This window comes from Dactylosporangium sp. CA-152071 (genome assembly GCF_050936335.1).
Lineage (GTDB): Bacteria > Actinomycetota > Actinomycetes > Mycobacteriales > Micromonosporaceae > Dactylosporangium > Dactylosporangium maewongense.
Genome location: NZ_JBNJMZ010000001.1, coordinates 2,820,463 through 2,838,608, shown reverse-complemented (window position 1 = coordinate 2,838,608; position 18,146 = coordinate 2,820,463). Strand labels below are relative to the sequence as shown.

20 protein-coding genes are annotated in these 18,146 nt (G+C 73.0%); 7 read left to right on the top strand and 13 right to left on the bottom strand.

Annotation, left to right across the window (positions count from 1 at the left end):
- Positions 1 to 96: 96 nt before the first annotated feature.
- Positions 97 to 621, bottom strand: a complete 525-nt coding sequence (locus tag ACQEVZ_RS12565; protein ID WP_433365617.1) for a DUF6886 family protein — start codon at positions 619 to 621, stop codon at positions 97 to 99.
- On the bottom strand, positions 621 to 1,244 hold the full coding sequence (locus tag ACQEVZ_RS12560; RefSeq protein ID WP_433365614.1) for a CGNR zinc finger domain-containing protein: 624 nt from the start codon (positions 1,242 to 1,244) through the stop codon (positions 621 to 623). Before ACQEVZ_RS12560 ends, ACQEVZ_RS12565 begins: the two co-directional genes overlap by 1 nt.
- Positions 1,245 to 1,329: 85 nt before the next feature.
- Here ACQEVZ_RS12560 and ACQEVZ_RS12555 point away from each other — a divergent pair, with 85 nt between their 5' ends.
- On the top strand, positions 1,330 to 1,512 hold the full coding sequence (locus ACQEVZ_RS12555; protein ID WP_433365611.1) for a hypothetical protein: 183 nt from the start codon (positions 1,330 to 1,332) through the stop codon (positions 1,510 to 1,512).
- Complete coding sequence (locus ACQEVZ_RS12550; protein ID WP_433376741.1) at positions 1,443 to 2,255, top strand: pyridoxamine 5'-phosphate oxidase family protein; 813 nt, start codon at positions 1,443 to 1,445, stop codon at positions 2,253 to 2,255. The genes ACQEVZ_RS12555 and ACQEVZ_RS12550 overlap by 70 nt, the downstream gene beginning before the upstream one ends.
- Here ACQEVZ_RS12550 and ACQEVZ_RS12545 read toward each other — a convergent pair.
- Positions 2,245 to 2,391: a hypothetical protein gene (locus ACQEVZ_RS12545; RefSeq protein WP_344504161.1), complete on the bottom strand. Its 147-nt coding sequence runs from the start codon at positions 2,389 to 2,391 to the stop codon at positions 2,245 to 2,247. The two genes, ACQEVZ_RS12550 and ACQEVZ_RS12545, sit on opposite strands and share 11 nt — an antisense overlap.
- A gap of 160 nt (positions 2,392 to 2,551) precedes the next feature.
- On the opposite strand from ACQEVZ_RS12545, the gene ACQEVZ_RS12540 reads away from it, so the two are divergent.
- Complete coding sequence (locus ACQEVZ_RS12540) at positions 2,552 to 2,989, top strand: hypothetical protein (RefSeq protein WP_344504162.1); 438 nt, start codon at positions 2,552 to 2,554, stop codon at positions 2,987 to 2,989.
- Positions 2,990 to 3,047: 58 nt separating this feature from the next.
- Here ACQEVZ_RS12540 and ACQEVZ_RS12535 read toward each other — a convergent pair whose 3' ends face one another.
- The 3 genes from ACQEVZ_RS12535 to ACQEVZ_RS12525 are packed head-to-tail and all read right to left on the bottom strand — an operon-like array spanning position 3,048 to position 6,135.
- Positions 3,048 to 4,286, bottom strand: coding sequence for a cysteine desulfurase-like protein (locus ACQEVZ_RS12535; protein ID WP_433365607.1), 1,239 nt, complete (start codon positions 4,284 to 4,286; stop codon positions 3,048 to 3,050).
- Positions 4,271 to 5,257, bottom strand: a complete 987-nt coding sequence (locus ACQEVZ_RS12530) for an RNA ligase family protein (protein WP_433365605.1) — start codon at positions 5,255 to 5,257, stop codon at positions 4,271 to 4,273. Before ACQEVZ_RS12530 ends, ACQEVZ_RS12535 begins: the two co-directional genes overlap by 16 nt.
- A gap of 41 nt (positions 5,258 to 5,298) precedes the next feature.
- On the bottom strand, positions 5,299 to 6,135 hold the full coding sequence (locus ACQEVZ_RS12525; protein ID WP_344504165.1) for an undecaprenyl-diphosphate phosphatase: 837 nt from the start codon (positions 6,133 to 6,135) through the stop codon (positions 5,299 to 5,301).
- Positions 6,136 to 6,330: 195 nt separating this feature from the next.
- On the opposite strand from ACQEVZ_RS12525, the gene ACQEVZ_RS12520 reads away from it, so the two are divergent.
- Positions 6,331 to 7,881, top strand: a complete 1,551-nt coding sequence (locus ACQEVZ_RS12520; protein WP_433365601.1) for a diguanylate cyclase — start codon at positions 6,331 to 6,333, stop codon at positions 7,879 to 7,881.
- A gap of 47 nt (positions 7,882 to 7,928) precedes the next feature.
- Here the strand turns inward: ACQEVZ_RS12520 and ACQEVZ_RS12515 are convergent, their stop codons facing one another.
- Genes ACQEVZ_RS12515 through ACQEVZ_RS12505 form a run of 3 tightly spaced genes read right to left on the bottom strand, consistent with a single transcriptional unit; the run spans position 7,929 to position 11,286 of the window.
- Entirely contained in the window at positions 7,929 to 8,675 is a 747-nt protein-coding gene (locus tag ACQEVZ_RS12515) for a succinate dehydrogenase/fumarate reductase iron-sulfur subunit (protein WP_354897666.1), read from the bottom strand.
- The gene (locus tag ACQEVZ_RS12510; protein WP_433365599.1) at positions 8,675 to 10,612 is read right to left on the bottom strand and encodes a fumarate reductase/succinate dehydrogenase flavoprotein subunit; all 1,938 of its coding nucleotides are present in this window, start codon (positions 10,610 to 10,612) and stop codon (positions 8,675 to 8,677) included. Before ACQEVZ_RS12510 ends, ACQEVZ_RS12515 begins: the two co-directional genes overlap by 1 nt.
- A complete protein-coding gene (locus ACQEVZ_RS12505; protein WP_344504441.1) occupies positions 10,609 to 11,286 on the bottom strand; it encodes a succinate dehydrogenase cytochrome b subunit in 678 nt (225 codons plus the stop codon). Before ACQEVZ_RS12505 ends, ACQEVZ_RS12510 begins: the two co-directional genes overlap by 4 nt.
- A 111-nt stretch (positions 11,287 to 11,397) precedes the next feature.
- Here ACQEVZ_RS12505 and ACQEVZ_RS12500 point away from each other — a divergent pair, with 111 nt between their 5' ends.
- The 3 genes from ACQEVZ_RS12500 to ACQEVZ_RS12490 are packed head-to-tail and all read left to right on the top strand — an operon-like array spanning position 11,398 to position 13,660.
- Positions 11,398 to 12,342: a LysR substrate-binding domain-containing protein gene (locus ACQEVZ_RS12500; protein ID WP_354897672.1), complete on the top strand. Its 945-nt coding sequence runs from the start codon at positions 11,398 to 11,400 to the stop codon at positions 12,340 to 12,342.
- Positions 12,339 to 13,427, top strand: coding sequence for a type VII secretion target (locus ACQEVZ_RS12495; RefSeq protein WP_433365595.1), 1,089 nt, complete (start codon positions 12,339 to 12,341; stop codon positions 13,425 to 13,427). The genes ACQEVZ_RS12500 and ACQEVZ_RS12495 overlap by 4 nt, the downstream gene beginning before the upstream one ends.
- Positions 13,424 to 13,660 (top strand): hypothetical protein, encoded by a 237-nt coding sequence (locus tag ACQEVZ_RS12490; RefSeq protein ID WP_433365592.1) that lies wholly within the window; start codon positions 13,424 to 13,426, stop codon positions 13,658 to 13,660. The genes ACQEVZ_RS12495 and ACQEVZ_RS12490 overlap by 4 nt, the downstream gene beginning before the upstream one ends.
- A gap of 49 nt (positions 13,661 to 13,709) precedes the next feature.
- On the opposite strand, the gene ACQEVZ_RS12485 is transcribed toward ACQEVZ_RS12490, so the two are convergent.
- From ACQEVZ_RS12485 to eccB, 4 genes are all read right to left on the bottom strand, one after another.
- Positions 13,710 to 14,378 (bottom strand): hypothetical protein, encoded by a 669-nt coding sequence (locus tag ACQEVZ_RS12485; protein WP_433365589.1) that lies wholly within the window; start codon positions 14,376 to 14,378, stop codon positions 13,710 to 13,712.
- A gap of 529 nt (positions 14,379 to 14,907) precedes the next feature.
- Entirely contained in the window at positions 14,908 to 16,143 is a 1,236-nt protein-coding gene (locus ACQEVZ_RS12480) for a hypothetical protein (protein ID WP_433365586.1), read from the bottom strand.
- Positions 16,133 to 16,492, bottom strand: coding sequence for a hypothetical protein (locus ACQEVZ_RS12475; RefSeq protein ID WP_354897684.1), 360 nt, complete (start codon positions 16,490 to 16,492; stop codon positions 16,133 to 16,135). The genes ACQEVZ_RS12480 and ACQEVZ_RS12475 overlap by 11 nt, the downstream gene beginning before the upstream one ends.
- Before the next feature lie 45 nt (positions 16,493 to 16,537).
- Positions 16,538 to 18,133, bottom strand: a complete 1,596-nt coding sequence (gene eccB, locus ACQEVZ_RS12470) for a type VII secretion protein EccB (protein WP_433365582.1) — start codon at positions 18,131 to 18,133, stop codon at positions 16,538 to 16,540.
- Positions 18,134 to 18,146: the final 13 nt, after the last annotated feature.

Below are 18,146 nucleotides of genomic sequence, written 5' to 3'. Positions count from 1 at the left end.
CCTGCACCCCGCCGCGGACCCGGGTCGCGGCCGGTCACCTCCGCGGTGACCGGCCTCACGCCGCCGCTGTCGCCGGTCTTGGCGTGCGCCCGGACGTCAGCGGGGCGTCGCGTTGTGCATCCGGATGGCGCTGAACCGCAGTGTGCTGGCCACGACCGCGTCCCAGAACGGCCACAGGACCGGCAGCACCCTGAGCTGGATTCCGGCGGCGGCGTGCAGGGCGAAGAGGTCACCGACCGGCTCGGGCGGGCCGAGCGGCACCACCGGCTCGACGGCGACGTGCGCATGCTCCCCCAGCGGCCGGAACGGCGCCGCCGGCAGCCGGTACGCGTACAGGCGCACGGTCCGGATCGCCTCGAGCCAGCCGTACTCGACGGCGTGCACCCGCTCGCCGCAGCCCGGGCCGAGGATGCGGTCGCGGTCGTCGCCGGTCGTCTCCGGCCCGGCCCACGCCATCGCCCGCGGGCACTGCCGCGGGAACCAGTAGTCCGGCGACCGCCCGTCGTCGACGGCCCACACGTAGGGCTCGGACTCTTGCGCGGTCGCCGCCACGTGCGGCACGAACCTGGTGATCGTCGGGTCCTCGGAGAAGTGCAGCACCTGCCCGGGCTCGGGCCGCATCAGCCGTCCTCCTTCGATCCGCCGTGGTGGCGCTGGTAGTGCCGGGCGACGCGGGCGCGGTTGCCGCACCCGTCGGAGCACCACTCCCGGCGGGGATGGTTGCGGATGAAGTACAGCACACAACCCGGCGCGTGGCAGGCCCGCAGCAGCGCCCGGTCCGGGCCGGCGAACAGCGCCACCGCCTCCTCCGCGATCGCGGCCACCGCGGCGAGCGCCGGGGCGTGCGCCGTCCGCACCGCCCGCTCCGGACCGGCGTCTTTGCCATCGGGGTCGGGCCAGTGCAGCTCGGACCACGAGGGGGCGCGGGCGCAGGCGCGGTTGACGACGGTGACCGCGGTGGCGAGGTCCCCGGCGGACGGCCCGGCCGGCTCCCGGTTGTCGCCGGTGGCCGCGGCGGCCAGCACCCGCAGGGCGTCGCGGAGGTCGCGCAGCTCGGCGACGGCCTCCCACCCGGCGATGCCGACCTCGATGCCGCTGCCGGCTCCCGCCCTCGCTGCGTCGGCGGCATGGGGGGGCGCCTCCCGCAGCCAGCGTGCGGCGGCGGCCGGGTCGGCGATCGTGTCGTGCACGCCGTCACGGTCCGCCCGGACGGTGTTCATCAGCTCGACCGGCAACGGCTCCACGTCCTAATGGTAAGGCATTGCGGAAACCATTTGGTCGTGTACTAATGGATGGTGGAGTGGTCAGCCGTTAGGAAGGTGGTCGGCGGTGTTCCATGAAGGGGAGCTCAGCGTCCAGGAGCGGGCCGGCGTGCGGTTCGAGGCGGCCCGGCTGAGCGGCATGCTCGCGCCCGGCGGGCTGAGCCGGGGGCGGGCGGGTGGCTGGCGGAGCGGACCCTCGCCGCGCTCACCGGCCGCGACCACGACGGCAGGCTCTGGGTCTCGGCGCTGACCGGCCCGCCCGGGTTCCTGGCCGGGCTCGGGCAGACGCTGCGGGTGGCGGCGGTGCCCGCGCCCGGCGACCCGCTCCACGACCTCCCCGCCGGCCAGCGGGTGGGCCTGATCGCGATCGACTTCGCGACCCGCCGCCGGATGCGGGTCAACGGTGTCCTGAGCGGCACCCTGAGCGGCACTCTGACCGGCACTCTGACCGGCACTGGAGGCGGCCTGACCGTCGACGTCGCCGAGGCGTTCGGCAACTGCCCCCAGTACATCCACCCACGCCTCACGAGTGCGCCGATGCCGGCCGGGGGAGTGCCCGGGACGTTCACGGTGGCGGAGGCGCTCACGGCGGACGGCGAGGCCACGATCCGCGGCGCCGACACGTTCTTCCTCGGCACCACGCACCCCGACCGCGGCGCCGACGCCTCGCACCGGGGCGGGCCGCGCGGGTTCCTGCGGGCCGGCGACGGCGGGCTGTGGTGGCCGGACTATCCGGGCAACAACATGTTCAACAGCCTCGGCAACCTCGCCACCGACCCGTCCGCGGCGCTGCTGGTGCCCGACTTCGCGACCGGCCGCACGCTGCAGCTGTCAGGCACCGCGGCCGTCGAGTGGACCGACCCGGGCGCCGGCGCACCCGACGAGGTGACCGGCCGCCGGGTCCGCTTCCACCCGGCGGCCGTCGTCACCGGCGAGCACCCCGCGCTCGTCGCCGCGGCGGACGTTCCCGACCCTCGCGGGGTCAGGCACTGATCACGGGCCACGCGTAGGCGAGGAGCGCGAACGCGGCACCGAGGATCGCCAGGTTGAAGCCGCGGGACGGCACCGGCAGCGCCGCGACGGCGAGCAGGATGATGGCGATGAGATAGAGGACGGCCTGTGTCGACATGGGGAACCTCCGTGGGGGGAACGGTTGAGCAAGCGGGTTCCCGAGGCCGCCGGAGCCGAAACACCCGCTGGCACGTATCCGGGATTCGCGCCGCTCCCCGCGGACCTACCGTCTATCTCAACAACGCGGCACGCCAACACAGCAACCAGGGGAGATGGACATGAGCGACTACGAGACCGGCGACACGGGCTACGACGGCGGCGACTCCTACGGCAACTACGAGGCCGGGCAGGACCACCAGTCCCTCGACCAGCTGCACCAGGTCGACGCCAGCCAGAGCAACTACGACAACCAGTTCAACGTGTACGAGCAGGACCACGCGGCCGCCGAGTCGACCTCGTTCGACCAGGGCCACCAGGTGTCGTACACCGACGCGAGCGGCGCGCAGTACCAGGAGTCGGACTTCACGTCCTACGACCACTCCGCCGCCGAGACCGACCACGTCTTCGCCGCCGAGGGCTCCGAGTCGGCGTCCTCCAGCGAGTTCCACCAGCTCGACGCCATCCAGGCCCGCCTCGACTCCGCCTTCACCTCGATGACCGAGATCAACGGCGGCAACGGCGGCGGCACCGCCGAGCTCGGCGTCGCCTCGAACTGACAGCACCGCAACCCCCTGGCGTGCGGCCGGCCACCGACGGTGGCCGGCCGTAGCCATGTCAGAGGGCGGCGAGCAGGCGGTCGACCTCGTCGGCCGTCGTGTAGTGGTAGATCCCGGCGCGCACCGCGCCGCCGGACTCGCGCAGGCCCATCGCGGTGAAGTACTCGGCGGCGTAGTAGTCGCCGGAGAAGACGCAGATGCCCTGGTCGCCCAGGCGGGCCGCGGTCGTCGCCGGGTCCTCGCCGGCGATCCGGAAGGACACCGTCGGGCAGCCGCCGGCCGGCGCGGGCAGCACCCGCACCGCGGGCATCGACCGCAGGCCGTCGAGGAGCCGTTCGAAGAGCCGCGTCTCGTACGAGTGGACCGCCGCCATCGAGCGCAGCACGCGCTCCCGCCGCGACGCGGCGCCGTTGAGCACCCCAGAGCCGTTGAGCACCCCAGCGTCGTCGGGTGTCCCGGCGTCGTCGAGGGTCGCGAGGAAGTCGACCGCCGCAGTGAAGCCGGCGAGGAGCTCGAAGCTCGGCGTGCCCAGCTCGAACCGCTCCGGCACCGCGTCGGACGACGGCAGCAGCTTCAGCATCGCCGTCCGCTCCCACTGCGCCGGCGCCGCCACGCAGGCGGCCAGGTGCGGCCCGGACCACTTGTAGGCGCTGGTGACGTAGTAGTCGGCGCCGAGCGCGGCCACGTCGACCGGCAGGTGCGCGGTGGCGTGCACCCCGTCGACGTGGACGACGGCGCCGAAGCCGTGCGCGAGCGCGGCGATCGCGGGCACGTCGGGGACGGTGCCGATGGCGTTGCTGGCCGCGGTCACCGCCACGACCCGGGTCCGCGCGTCGACGAGCGGCTCGAACGCGGCGACGGGCAGCGCGCCGGTGGCCGGGTCGAACGCCGCCCACCGCACCTCCACGCCCATCGCCGACGCCAGCTGCACCCACGGCCGCACGTTGGCGTCGTGGTCGAGGCGGGTCACGACGACGTTGTCGCCGGGCTCCCAGGTCCCGGCGAGCCCGCGGGCGACGGTGTAGACCAGCGCGGTGGCGCTCTGCCCGAACACGACCCCCGCGGGGTCGGCGCCGAGGAGGTCACCGGCGGCGGCGCGGGCCGCGTCGACGATCGCGAGGGCGCGCCGGCCCGGCGCGAACGCGGTCGTCCGGTTGCTCACCGCACCGCCGAGGACGCCGGCGACGGCCCGCGCCACCGGCTCCGCGACCAGCGTGCCGGCGGCACCGTCGAAATGGGCGTACCCCTCGGCGAGCGCCGGGTGGGCCTGTCGGATCCGTGCTACGTCGAACGGCATACGGCGACGATAGCGGCCTCGCGGACGGTGTCCTCGATCGCCGCCTGCCCGTCCGCGTCGAGCGCCGCCACCGCCGCCGGGTACGCCTCCGACAGGTCGACGAGCACGTCCAGCACGATCTCGTCGACGAGCGGGCCGGCGCCGACCTCCGACTCGCGGCCCGCCGCCCGCGGCGCCGGACCGGCGCCGACCTTCGACCGGGCGCTCGCCACCCGCGGCGCATTGACCAGCCCGGCGGCGACCCGCGCGAGGTCGGCGCCCGGGATCCGGGCGTGCGGGTCCCACGGCAGGCTCTCGCCGAACCGTTGCTCGTCGAACTCGGCGATCTTCACCTTGACGACGGTCCGATCCTGCGGGCCGAGCGCCGCGTCGGGCCGCAGCACGACCCCTTCGGCGAGGTTCCCTTCCAGCGGCGGCAGGTGGTGTACGAGCGGCAGCCGCGTCTGGAACCTGGTCGGCACGGCGTCGACGGACGCCCGGGTGCCGCGCCCGAGCAGCGGCACCACGTCGAGACCGGCCTCGGCGGCGACCCGGGCGGCCCCGGCGTACGCCCGGTAGACGCCGGCGTCGTCGGGACGCTCGTGGTCGAGGACGTCGAAGACGGCGAACCGCACGTCGGGGGCGTACCAGACGCCGGTCTGCACCGCTGCCGTGCCGGGCGCCGGCGGCACGTCCGGGTGCGGGTAGTGGCCGCCGTAGAGCTCGCCGTACACCCGTACCGTGGCCGCACCCTCGGCAAGAGCGGACCGGGCCGCCTGCTCGAACGCGGGGCGCAGCAGCTGCCAGCCGAAGAACGGCTCGTCGCCGTCCAGCCACGCCTTGCGCTTGCCGACCTTCGTCACGTGGCCGTCCGACACGATCACCAGCTGCGCGCCGTGGACCTTCTCGGTGGCGATCCACGGCCCGCCGGCGGACCGGCCGCTGCCGAGTTGTCTCGCCGTCGGGATCTTCGGGTACGCCACGTGCCGCATGCGCAGCAGTATCGCCACCGGCGCGCGGCGCGTCCCCGGATTTACGTGGCGCTGATGACGCCGCCCCACAGGAGGGCGACGATGATGCCGCCGACCGCGGCGCGGTAGTAGACGAACGTGGCGATGGAGTTGCTGGCGACGAACTTCAGCAGCCAGGCGATCGACGCGTACGCGACCACGAAGCTGACGACCGTGCCGACCGCGGCCGGCCCCCAGCCGACGGTCTCGCTGATCTCGCCGGCGCGCTGCACGCCCTCCAGGGTGCCGGCGGCGGCGAGGGCAGGGATGCCGAGGAAGAACGACATGCGGGTGGCGGTGACCCGGTCGAGGTGCCGCAGCAGGCCGACGCTGATCGTCGCGCCGGACCGGGACACGCCGGGGATCAGGGCGATGCACTGCGCCAGCCCGATGATCAGCGAGTCCTTCCAGGTGACGTCCGCCTCGCCGACCTTCTGCGTGGCGAGGTGCTCGGCGAGGACCATGACGAGGCTCCACACGACCAGCGCCCCGGCGACGAACCACAGGCTGCGCAGCTCGCCCTCGATGAGATCCTTGAACAGCAGGCCGACGACCGCGATCGGCAGCGACCCGATGATCACGTTGATCGCCATCTTCCAGCCGGTCTCCTTGCGCGCCTCGGCGCTGCGCAGACCCTTCACGAACCCGGTGATGAACCGGACGATGTCGGTGCGGAAGTAGATGATCGCGGCGATGATCGCGCCGACCTGGATGACCGCGGTGAACGCGGTGACGCCCTTGTCGTCGATCGGGATGCCCATCAGCTTCTCGGTGATGGTCAGGTGTCCCGTGGAGGAGACCGGGAGGAACTCGGTCACGCCCTCCACGACGCCGAGCACGACCGCTTGCCAGATCTCCACGGGGACCCTCCTTCGTGCCACCGACGTCCGCACGATCCTAGGCGGACCCGCTCGGCCGTCGCGCTCAGGTCCCGGGCGTGGCGTCCTTGCGTGGCGTCTTTGCGCGGTGCGGCGTGGCGCCGCGTGGCGTTGCGCTCCGGTGGCGGGCGAGGTGCCGCGCTCAGGTGCCGGCGCGGAGTGCCGATCGTGGCGGTCATGACTGGCACAGCAGTGATCAGCGCCGACCGGGTCGCCGCCGTCGTGCTCGGCATGGAGGTCGACCGGCGCACCGCCGACCGGGAGCAGGCCGAGGCCGCCGAGCGCGCCGCGGTCGAGCTCGGTCGCGACGACCTCGCCGCCCGCGCCCGGCTCGTCATCGCCGACGCCCTCGCCCGCGGCGGGGAGCTGACCGCGTCCGCGCCGCTGCTGCACGAGGTCCACCGGTGGGCGGTCCTCGAGAACGACCAGTACGTCCTCGCGCGCACCCACTTCCTGCTGTCGATCCTGCACACCTGCCTCGGCGACAACGCGCAGGCGCGGCGGCACGCGCTGATGTCGGTGGACCACCTGCCGGACCACGTGCCGCCGCTGATCCGGGGCGCGCACCTGGTCATCCTCGCCCTGTCCGTCGACGTGGTGTCGCGGGCCGACGCCGCTCCCTACCACGCGGAGGCGCTCGACATCGCCGCCGCGGCCGGCGACCACGAGCTGAGCCGTTCGGTGCTCAACAACATGGCGTACGCGGCGTACCAGGCGGGCGACGCGGACGCCGCGGGCGAGCTGGTCGAGCGGATGCGCCGCCTGGTCGAACGGACCGGCGTGCAGCTGCGCCCGCCGGACCTGGACACGGTCGCCCGCGTACAGCTGCTGCAGGGCCGGTTCGAGGAGGCCGAGCGCACCCTCCTGCCCCTGGTCGACCCCGCCTCCACCCGCCGCGACGCGGAAGGCAACATGCTGCCCGAGGTGCTGCTGACCCTCGCCGAGGCGCAGCGGCTCGCCGGCGCGCTCGACCGCGCCGGGGCCACCGTCGACCGGTGCCGGGCGCTGAGCGAGCAGCGCGGCATGGTCGACGTCGGCGCGAGGGCCCGTCGCGAGCTCGCCCGCCTGCACGCCGCGAGCGGGCGTTTCCGGGAGGCGTACGAGGAGCAGTGCCGCTACGACGAGGAGTCCCAGGCACTCCGCTCCGCCGAACGCGAGGAGCAGGCCCGCCTCGCGCAGCTGGTGTTCGAGAGCCGCGAGGGCCAGCGCGAGACGGTCCGCTTCCGCGAGATGGCGCTGCGTGACGCGCTGACCGGCCTGTACAACCGGCGGTTCGTCGACGCGCAGCTGCCCGCCCTGCTCAGCCGTGCCGAGCAGCGCGGCGAGGCCGTGTCCGCGGCCCTGGTCGACATCGACTTCTTCAAGCGGATCAACGACACCCTGTCGCACGAGGTCGGCGACCTGGTCCTGCAGCGCGTCGCGTCCGTCATGGCCGGCGCCGTCGACGAGCCCGCCACGGTGGCCCGGCTCGGCGGCGAGGAGTTCGTGATCGTGCTGCCCGGCGCCGGCGCGGAGGAGGCGGTCGCCCGCTGCGAACGGGTCAGGTCCGCCATCCAGCGCCACCCGTGGCCCGAGCTGACCGGCGACCTGCCGGTGACGGTGAGCATCGGCGTGTCCAGCACCCCCGACGGCCGCATCACTTCGGCTGCCCTGCTCAGCCAGGCCGACCGCAACCTGTACGCGGCGAAACGTTCCGGCCGCAACCGCGTCCTCGCCGACCCCTCCTGACCCGGCACCGACCGGGCCCGCCGCCCCGCCGAGCGGCGAGGCGGGAGTCAGCCGCGCTTGGTGACGGCCTTGCGGTAGTCGGAGTTGAGGCGGCCGATGAGGGTGAGCGGGATGCCCTTGGGGCAGACGGTGGTGCACTCGCCGGCGTTGGTGCAGCCGCCGAAGCCCGCCTCGTCGTGGGCCGCCAGCATGCCGACGACGCGGGTGTCGCGCTCGGGCTGGCCCTGGGGGAGCAGGCCGAGGTGGCCGACCTTCGCGGCGGTGAAGAGCATCGCGGAGCCGTTGGGGCACGCGGCGACGCACGCGCCGCAGCCGATGCAGGTCGCGGCCTCGAAGGCGGCGTCGGCGTCGGCCTTCGGCACCGGGGTGGCGTGGGCGTCGGGGGCGGCGCCCGTGGGGGCGCTGATGTAGCCGCCGGCCTGGATGATGCTGTCGAAGGCGCCGCGGTCGACGACGAGGTCCTTCACGACGGGGAACGCGGCGGCACGCCACGGCTCGACGTCGATGGTCTCGCCGTCCTTGAAGTGGCGCATGTGCAGCTGGCACGTGGTGGTGGCGCGCGACGGGCCGTGCGCCACGCCGTTGATCATCATGCCGCACATGCCGCAGATGCCCTCGCGGCAGTCGTGGTCGAACGCGATGGGCTCCTCGCCTTCGAGGATGAGGCGCTCGTTCAGAACGTCCAACATCTCCAAAAATGAGGCGTCGGGCGAAATGTCCGTAACGTCGTAGGTGACCATGCGGCCTCGGGAGGTGGGGCCGGTCTGGCGCCAGACGCGCAGCTTGAGGTTCATTACTTGTAGCTCCGCTGGCTCGGGTGGACGTATTCGAAGTCGAGCGTTTCCCGGCGTAGCACCGGCGGCTCCCCGGTCCCGGCGAACTGCCACGCCGCGACGTACGAGAACTCGTCGTCGTGCCGCAGCGCCTCGCCGTCGGGGGTCTGGCTCTCGGCGCGGAAGTGCCCGCCGCACGACTCCGCACGGTGCAGCGCGTCGACGCACATGAGCTCCGCGAGCTCGAAGAAGTCCGCGACCCGGCCGGCCCGCTCCAGGTTCTGGTTCAGCGTCTCGCCGGTCCCCGGCACCTTCACCCGCGTCCAGAACTCCTCGCGCAGCGACCGGATGAGGCTGATCGCCTTGGTGAGGCCCTCCTCGGTGCGCTCCATGCCGCAGTACTCCCACATGATGTGGCCGAGCTCGCGGTGGAAGGAGTCGACGGTACGGTCGCCATCGACGGCAAGCAGTGCAGAGATGCGCTCCGAAACGGCGGCACGGGCCGCGGCCACGTCCAGGTGGGATGCGGAGAGCGCGGGGAACGGGCCGGAGGCCAGGTAGTCGTTGATGGTGTTCGGCAGGACGAAGTAGCCGTCGGCGAGGCCCTGCATGAGCGCGGACGCGCCGAGCCGGTTCGCGCCGTGGTCGGAGAAGTTGGCCTCACCCACCACGAACAGGCCGGGGATCGTCGACTGCAGGTCGTAGTCGACCCACAGCCCGCCCATCGTGTAGTGCACAGCCGGATAGATGCGCATCGGGGTGATGTACGGGTCGTCGCCGGTGATCCGCTCGTACATCTCGAACAGGTTGCCGTACTTGGCCTCCACGGCGTCGCGGCCGAGCCGGGCGATCGCGTCGGCGAAGTCGAGGTAGACGCCGAGGCCGCCGGGGCCGACGCCACGCCCCTCGTCGCAGACGTTCTTCGCGGCGCGGGAGGCGATGTCGCGCGGGACGAGGTTGCCGAACGACGGGTAGATCCGCTCGAGGTAGTAGTCGCGCTCGTCCTCGGGGATGTCGGCGGGGACGCGGTCGTCGCCGGCGCGGACCGGCACCCACACCCGGCCGTCGTTGCGCAGCGACTCGCTCATCAGCGTGAGCTTGCTCTGGTGCGTGCCGGACTCGGGGATGCACGTCGGGTGGATCTGCGTGTAGCAGGGGTTGGCGAACAGCGCGCCCTTGCGGTGCGCCCGCCACGACGCGGTGACGTTGCAGCCCTTGGCGTTGGTGGAGAGGAAGAAGACGTTGCCGTAGCCGCCGGACGCGAGGACCACGGCGTCGGCGAACTCCGTCGAGATCTCGCCGGTGACCAGGTCGCGCACGACGATGCCGCGGGCCTTGCCGTCCACGACGATGAGCTCGAGCATCTCGTGGCGGGTGTGCATCTCGACGTTGCCGAGCGCGACCTGCCGCTCCAGGGCCTGGTAGGCGCCGAGCAGCAGCTGCTGGCCCGTCTGGCCGCGGGCGTAGAAGGTCCGTGACACCTGGGTGCCGCCGAAGGAGCGGTTGTCCAGCAGGCCGCCGTACTCGCGGGCGAAGGGCACGCCCTGCGCGACGCACTGGTCGATGATGTTCACCGAGACCTGCGCCAGCCTGTACACATTGGACTCACGGGCGCGGAAGTCGCCGCCCTTCACCGTGTCGTAGAACAGCCGGTAGACGGAGTCGCCGTCGTTGCGGTAGTTCTTCGCGGCGTTGATGCCGCCCTGCGCGGCGATCGAGTGGGCGCGGCGCGGGCTGTCCTGGTAGCAGTACGACCGGACCTTGTAGCCGGCCTCGGCGAGCGTCGCGGCCGCGGAGCCGCCGGCGAGGCCGGTGCCCACGACGATGACGGTCAGCTTGCGGCGGTTGGCCGGGTTGACCAGCTTGGCCGCGAACTGGCGGCGCTCCCAGCGGGTCTCGATCGGCCCGTCGGGCGCCGCGGTGTCGGCGATCGGGTCGCCCTCGCTCCAGTAGTTCACTTGACCGCTCCGATCAGCACGGCGAACGGCACCGACAGGTAGCCGACGACGAGGACGACGGACAGGACGAGGGCGATCGCGCGGGCCCGGCGCTCACCGCGGGGCGTCTGCTGGCCGAGGGTGCGCAGCGCGCTGAAGATGCCGTGCCGCAAATGGAAGCCGACGGCGACGATCGCCAGGGTGTAGAAGAGCGTCACGTACCAGCGCGCCGGCGCGAAGTCCGCGACCACGTTGCCGTAGGGGTGCTGGGCGTCGCCGACCGGGTTCACCGTGCCGGTGGTGAGGTCGAGGATGTGGAACACGACGAACAGCAGGATGATGACGCCGCCCCACCGCATCGTGCGGGCCGCGTAGCTGCCCTGCACCTTGGGGCGGTGCGCGTAGCGGACGGGGCGGGCGAGCCTGGCCCGCCGGGCGAGGACCACCGCCGCCGCGATGTGGCCCACGACGGCGAGGGTGAGCCCGCCGCGCTGGATCCACAGGTACCAGGTGTGCGGCAGCAGTGGGGTGCCGATGTCGCGCAGCCAGTGGGCGTAGTGGTCGAACGCGTCCGCGCCGACGAAGATCTTCAGGTTGCCGGCCATGTGCGCGAACAGGAACAGCACGAGCAGCAGGCCGGTGCCCGCCATGAGGAGCTTCAGGCCGACGGACGACCTGCGCTTCTTCGGTTTCATGGGCGCCGCGATGGGCTTGACCGCTGTATCTACCGCCACGGGTTCGACGGTAAGGACCGCCATTTTCATTCGTCCAATGCATGAAGCGCTCAGTCTCGATAGCCGTAGGCTATGAGAGTGCAGCTGCAACAGCTCCGATACTTCGTGTCAGTGGCCGAATCAGGACATTTCACGCGTTCGGCCGAGGCGCTGGGAGTGAGCCAGCCGACACTGAGTAAACAAATTCACACGCTTGAGGCGACGCTCGGCGCGCCCCTGTTCGACCGCTCCCGGGGCGGCGTCATGCTCACCACCGCCGGCGAGACCCTGCTGCCGCTCGCCCGCCGGATGGTCGCCGACGCCGACGCCGCCCGCGACGCCGTGCAGGAGGTCGTCGGGCTGCGCCGCGGCCGGGTCCGCCTCGGCGCCACGCCCAGCCTGTGCACGTCCCTCGTCCCGGCGGTGCTGCGCCGCTTCCACGCCGCCCACCCTGACATCGCCCTGCACGTCGACGAGGGCGGCTCCCAGGACCTCGTCGCCGGGCTCGTCGCGCACCAGCTCGACCTGGCCCTCATCGTCGCCTCCGCGCACGGCACCGACCCCGCCCTCGACGTCGTGCCGTTCCTGCGCGAGGACCTCGTGGTCGCCTCCGTCCACCCGCTGCCGACGATGCTCACCCTCCGCGAGCTGCGCGACACCCCGATGGTGATGTTCCGCATCGGGTACGACCTGCGCGACGTCACCATCGAGGCCTGCCGGCGGGCCGGGTTCACCCCGCGGTACGCGGTCGAGGGCGGCGAGCTCGACGCGGTCCTCGCGTTCGTCGAGGCGGGCCTCGGCGTCGCGCTCGTGCCCAGCATGGCCCTGGTGAACCGGCCGCTGCTGCGCGCCACACCCCTCGCCGCGCCCGGCGTGCACCGCACCATCGCCCTCGCCAACCCGCGCGGCGCCGTGCTGTCCCACGCGGCGCGAGCACTGCGCGCGATGCTGCTGGAACAGACCGTGCAGACCCCCGGGGTGCGGCGCGTGCAAGCGCTAGAGTCCCCGTCAACCGAGGTCAGGGGGAGGCCGGGGTGAACGATTTCCACGTCGATCCGAGCGGGATGAGAGCACTGGGCGGGATGCTCGCGGGGGCGGGCGGCGACGCCCGGGACACGCTGGACTACACGCGACGGCACTGCTCGCTCAGCTGGGACCGCCGCGGGCTGCTGATGCTCGTCGCCGACCCGCACGGCAAGGCCTACGACCGGGTCACCACCGCCCTCGGCCGGCTGCGGGACCTCAGCGACGGCGCCGCCGACCAGGTCGCGCGGGCCGCCGGCGGCTATGCGGCGGCCGACCACACCGCCGCGGCCGCCCTCGACGCCACCTATGCCGGCGCCACCGACCCGCAAGGGCTGCGCGGCACACTGCACCAGTCACGGCCCGACCTGCTGCCGTCGCGGACCCCGTTCGCCCATGCCGCTCCTGTACTGGCAGCGCCCGTCTACGAGCCGCAGACCGACGCGTTCACGCTCAACCCGCTCACCGACCTGCTCAGCCCCGCCGCGTGGATCCGGCAGGTGGCGGTGTGGCTGTTCGGGGTCGACCCGTTCGAGCCGTGGCTCACCGCGTACAGCGGCGACTGGCGGGCCTATGAGCACTGCATGCACGCGTGGCCGCACATCGGCGCCGCCGCCGGCACGATCGGCGGCAACCTCGTCACCGGCGCCGCCGACGTCACCGCCGTGTGGCGCGGCAACGCCGCCGAGGCAGAGCAGGAGTTCCAGCTGCTCCTCGGCGCCGCCGCGACCGCCCTCGGCCCGGCCTGCGCCGAGTATGCGCGGCTCTACCCGCTCGCCGTCGACGCGTGCCGGCAGCTGTACGAGGCGACCGGCGGCCTCGTCGAGCAGCTCATCGACGCGCTCATCATCGTCAGTGTCGCCGGCGTTGTCGGCACCGCCACGATCGAGACCGGCATCGGCGCCCTCACCGGCTACGCCACCGTCGGGTTCTACACGTGGCAGGCCATCCGTCTCTATCAGGAGATCTCCCGGCTGTATGGCGCTGCCGAGACCACGTTCCGCCTGATCGCGGCCCAGATCGAGGCGGTGCGGGCGGGCGCCGAGGTGACCCGCCTGCCGTCCCTGCCGCCGTACCACCACCCGGCGGTCCCCCGATGACCGCCGACCCGGTGGCCCGGGCGGTCCTGCGCCGCCTGGCCGAGCTGCGCCCGCCGGACGACCCGTTGCACGCCTTCGCCACGACCGTCCTGACGGGCGAGGCGACCCTGCGCGCCGCCGCCACCCACCCCGCCTTCACCGAAGCCTTGCAAGCGACGCTAGAGGCCACGCTGGAAGCCGCCCTTCACGAGGCCGCCCTTGACGACGCCCGGCAGCGGACCGTCCCCGGGTGAGGTGAGGCGCGAGGCTGAGCGGGCCGTGATCCGGCGGGCGCCCCACGGGTCAGGTGTGGTGGACGACGGCGTGGCCGGTGTCGACGTTGACGGTGATGGTGCGCGGCGACGACTCGTCGCGGACGACGTCCACATCGGACAGACCACGGTCGCTGCGGACCGCGTACGTGGCGCCGGACGGCACCCGCACGTCGACCTCGCCGGTGTCGACGGTGGCCACGACGTCGGTGGGGGAGGTGGCGTGGGCGAGCTCGATCCGGCCTGAGTCGACGACCACGCGGTACGTGGCGCCGCGCAGCCCCGACCCGGTGACCTCGCCGGTGTCGACCACCGCGGACGCGTCACCGGCCAGGTCACGCAGCGTCACCTCGCCGGCGTCGATACGGATCTCGGTGCGGGTTGCGGCCGGCACCGTCACCGTCAGCGTGACCTCACAGCGCCGGCAGCCCGTGGACGTCAGCTCCAGCCGGCCCGCCTCCATGCGATGCGCCGCCTGCGGCGCCGCGCCACCACTCGGCCACCGCCGCCGCTCGACCACGGTCACCGGCCCGTCACCGGTCTTGACGGTGACGTTCATCGCGTCACCGGTGACGACGAGCGCCGCGACGGGCTCCTCGACGCGGTACTGCCGCGACGCCGTCTCCCGAGGTCCGAACCCGCACCCGGCGACCGAGGCCAGCAGCAACACCGCGACCGCAGCGGTGGGAACAGCACGCATCGTCGTCCTCCAGGATCCCGGACACCAGGATGTCGAGGCCCACAGCCTCCCCCGGATCCCCCGGCAACACATGCGGGTTCCTCACTGAACCTGCCCCTAAGGGTCGACCGACCCCGCCCGGCACGGTCGGTCGTGAACCACGACGGCGACCGCGCCGCCGGCGGCCGGTGTGATGTGGGTGGGTTGTGAGGCCAGCGACGGTGTGGAAGCACCGGATGACGCCCTCGACGGCAAATCGCAACGCCGATCTCCAAGCCGCCGGCTTGATCAACGGACGGCTGCGGCTGCCATCACGACCGCTACCGTCCTTCGATCATCGCGCCGCTGGGCGCCGCTGTCAGCGCATGGTGCGGGGGAGGCATCGCTCGGACAAATACGAAATGTCGGATAAATTCGGGCGCTTGCGCCTGGATTTATCCGGGGGGAGCTCCGAAGAGAAGCTCTGGGTAAGGTCCGGGGGCTGCCGTGGAAAAGTGCTGTGCGGCGCCCGGAAAGACCGGGCGCCGCAGCAGGACAGGAGCAGAACCGGTCAGTTGGCCGGTGGGGGAGGCGGGACGGAGCCGCCGAGGACCGAGGGCGGGGCGTTCTCGTCGTCGCTCCACACCATGTCGTCCTCGGTGAGCCAGGTGTCGTACGTGTCTTCCTCGTCGCCGTCGCCGTTGCGGGCGGCGCCGCGCTGGCCGAACATGCCGTCGCGGCCGGGGACGCCCATGCGGTTGGTGCGGCCCGCGCCGGGGCCGCGCTCGCCGCCGGGGCGGGCGCCCGCGGTGCGGCCCGTCTCCCGCATGTTGCCGGGCGTGGTGCGCTGGCCGCTCGTCGGGCCGCCGTCGTTGCGGCCCGCGCCCGGCTGGCCGAGGAGGCCGCCGGCGGGGACGGTGCTGGCGAGGCTGGTGCCGATGCTGAGGCCGGGCACGCCGCCGGAGCCGCCGACCGAGACGATCTGGCCGGCGAGGGCGGTGCCACCGAGGAGAGCGCCGGCGCCGATGACGCCGGTCTCGACGCCGAGCAGCGACGTGCCGGTCTGCGGGTCCGCGGTCTGCGTCTGCGACGGGTCGGTGCCGGGGCCGCCGCCGGGACCGGTCGACACGGGGACGACGGTGTCGGTGGTGTTGGTCTTGCCGCTGCCGGGCGCGTGCACGCCGGGGCCGCCGGACGGGGAGTGGACGCCTGGGCCGCCCTTCGGGTCGACCTCGGTGTGCGGGTCGCCGCCCGGCAGGCCGATCGGCGGCGGCAGCGGGTCCATGACCGCGTTGTTGTTGACGGCGTAGTCGGCGGCGAGGTTGGACATCAGCGTCACCATCCGCTGCTGCGCTTCCTTCTTCTGCTGCTCGTCGCGCTGGTGCCCCAGGTACCCGCCGATGAGCGCGCCGGGCAGGCCGGCGATGGCGCCACCGCCCGCGGCGCCGCCCCACATGCTGTCGTTGTCGTCGGTGTCCTCGGGGTTGTCCGCGTTCTTCTGCGCGACCCGCAGCGCGCCGCCGATCGAGCTCAGCGCGGTCTTCACGGTGCCGTGGTCGTCGGCGAGGCCGGTGGAGAAGGCACTCACCACGCCGAGGCGCTGGCGGTACTCGGTGCCCGCTTCGCCGGCCCAGTCGAGCTTCAGCAGGTCCTTGTCGATCTCGCCGGCGATGTGCCGGGCCGTCGTCTCGGCGGAGTGCCAGTCGGCGGACACGCCCTCGACCTGCCCGGGGTCGCCCGCCATGAGCTGGTCGTAGAGCTCACGGTGGCTCTTGCCCGCATAGTGCGCCGTGTACTCATTGCTCATTGGTCGGGCCCTCCAGGGTGAGGGTCACGTCGCCCAGCGCCCGGCGGATCTCGGCCTGCGTGGCCGCGTTGCGCGACTCGGTGGTCTTGTAGTTGCGGATGATGCTGTCCGTGGCGCTCTGCGCCGCCTCGATGGCGGAGACCAGCCGGTTGGCCCGGGCCACGTGCTGACGGTGCACGCGGTCGTAGTCGCCCCGGGTGGCGTGCGCGTCCTGGAACGTCCCCAGCGCGGGCTTGCTCATGCCGTTGAGCTTCTGCACCAGCGCCTTGGCGTCGGTCAACCGGCTGTCGAGCCGGCTCCGGAACTCCTCAAGGGTGAGGAGGTCGACTCTGTTCGTGCCGTCGCCCATCAGATCCCCGTCTCGGTCCTCGTCCTTGTCTTCGGTGCCGTGAAGTCAGGCTACTGGGTCGATACCAGTGAAATCGACCCTATCCGATCGCCGTCGCCGCCGCGCGCCCCGCGTGGCCTGCGGCGCGCGCCTGCCCGACCGCGTGGTGGACGGGCTCGCCGGCGTCTTCGGCGTGGTCGCCGACGGGGACGACTGAGCCTTCGACGTGCTGCTCGGCGACGGTGTCCTCGTCGAGCTCGACGTCGGCGCCGGGCTCGCCGGCACGACGAACTTGCGGGCCACCTCCGGGTCGAGCACCGGGCCGCGCGGGATCAGCGACAGCAGGCTCGACGGCACCCCGACCGGTGTGACGCCCTCGTACCCGAGTGCCTTCATCGCCTGCACGTCGCCGCTGTTCTGCAGCGGGTAGCGGATGCCCTGGTCGGTGATGAGGTACACGGTGCCGGTCGCCGTCCCGTCCGCCCCGGGCAGCGCCTGCGCGAGCGTGCCGCGGCCCTCAGGCAGCGTGACCTGGTCGGCGATCGTGCCGGTGCGCTGCTTGGACAGGTCGGGGTCCAGGGCCAGTTGCTCGGAGCCGGGCCCGAACAGCGACAGCCCGAGGGTCTGCCGCCCGCTGCCCACGGCCGCGCCGAACTGCGCGCACACCGTGGTCTCCGACGTGTCGTCCTTGATCGTCGGCTTCGCCTGCGGGAAGCCCTCCGGCTCCACCGGCGAGCCGAGCGCCTGCGCCGCCTGCGCGGCGGTGATGTCCGTGGCGGGCTTGCCGCTGGCCAGCAGCAGCGCCGCGGACACCTCGCCGATCGTCGCCAGCCCGGTCTTGGTCAGGACGTAGTACTGCTGGCCCTGCTTGTAGACGGTGCCGACGTCGGCGGTCGAGCCGGCGACCTTCTTCGCGCTCGGCTGGCCGTTGCCGGGCAGCTTCAGCGGCGCCAGGTCGGGGCCGGACGTGATCGCGTCCAGCAGCGCCCGGTCGATCTGCATCGGCCGCACCGACGCGAGCTCCAGCGCGGTCAGCGTCGTGCGCTCGGCGATGCGCAGCCGGTGGTCGTGCCACAGCAGGTACAGCGGCAGATCCCCGCTCGCGGACGTCGTCACCAGCAGCGCCTCGTCGCCGAGGGGGACGCCGCCGGACGGCGTGCGGCCGATCACGAGCTGGGTCCCGGCGGTGCCGGCGACGGAGACCTTCACGCCGCACACGTTCCACGGCAGGCCGACGAGCGCGTTCTTCGGCGGCGGCGGGTCGGGGGCGTCGCGGATGCCCACCGGCGGGCCGACGGGCAGGCTCACCAGCGACTTGTGCGACATGGTCCGCACCTTGGGGCTGGGGTTGCCGACGATCAGCCGGGCCGACGTGAAGTTGAGCACGGGGTGCAGGCGGCCCTCGATGAAGACGTACCGGGCGCCGCTCTCCCGTTCGATGACGATGTCGTTCTCCTCCGGCTTGCCGCCGGACGGGTTGATGAAGCCGTAGACGCCGACGACGGCGAGCACGATCATGCCCACGAGCAGGCTGCCGAACAGTGACATCCCGAGCCGCCGCACCGGCAGTTCGTTGCTCTCGGGCTCGCCGGACAGCATCGCCGAGACGATCCGGCGCGTGACGAACCGGTACGCCCGCACCTGTTCGTATCGCGCGACCATGCCTGGCGCCTCC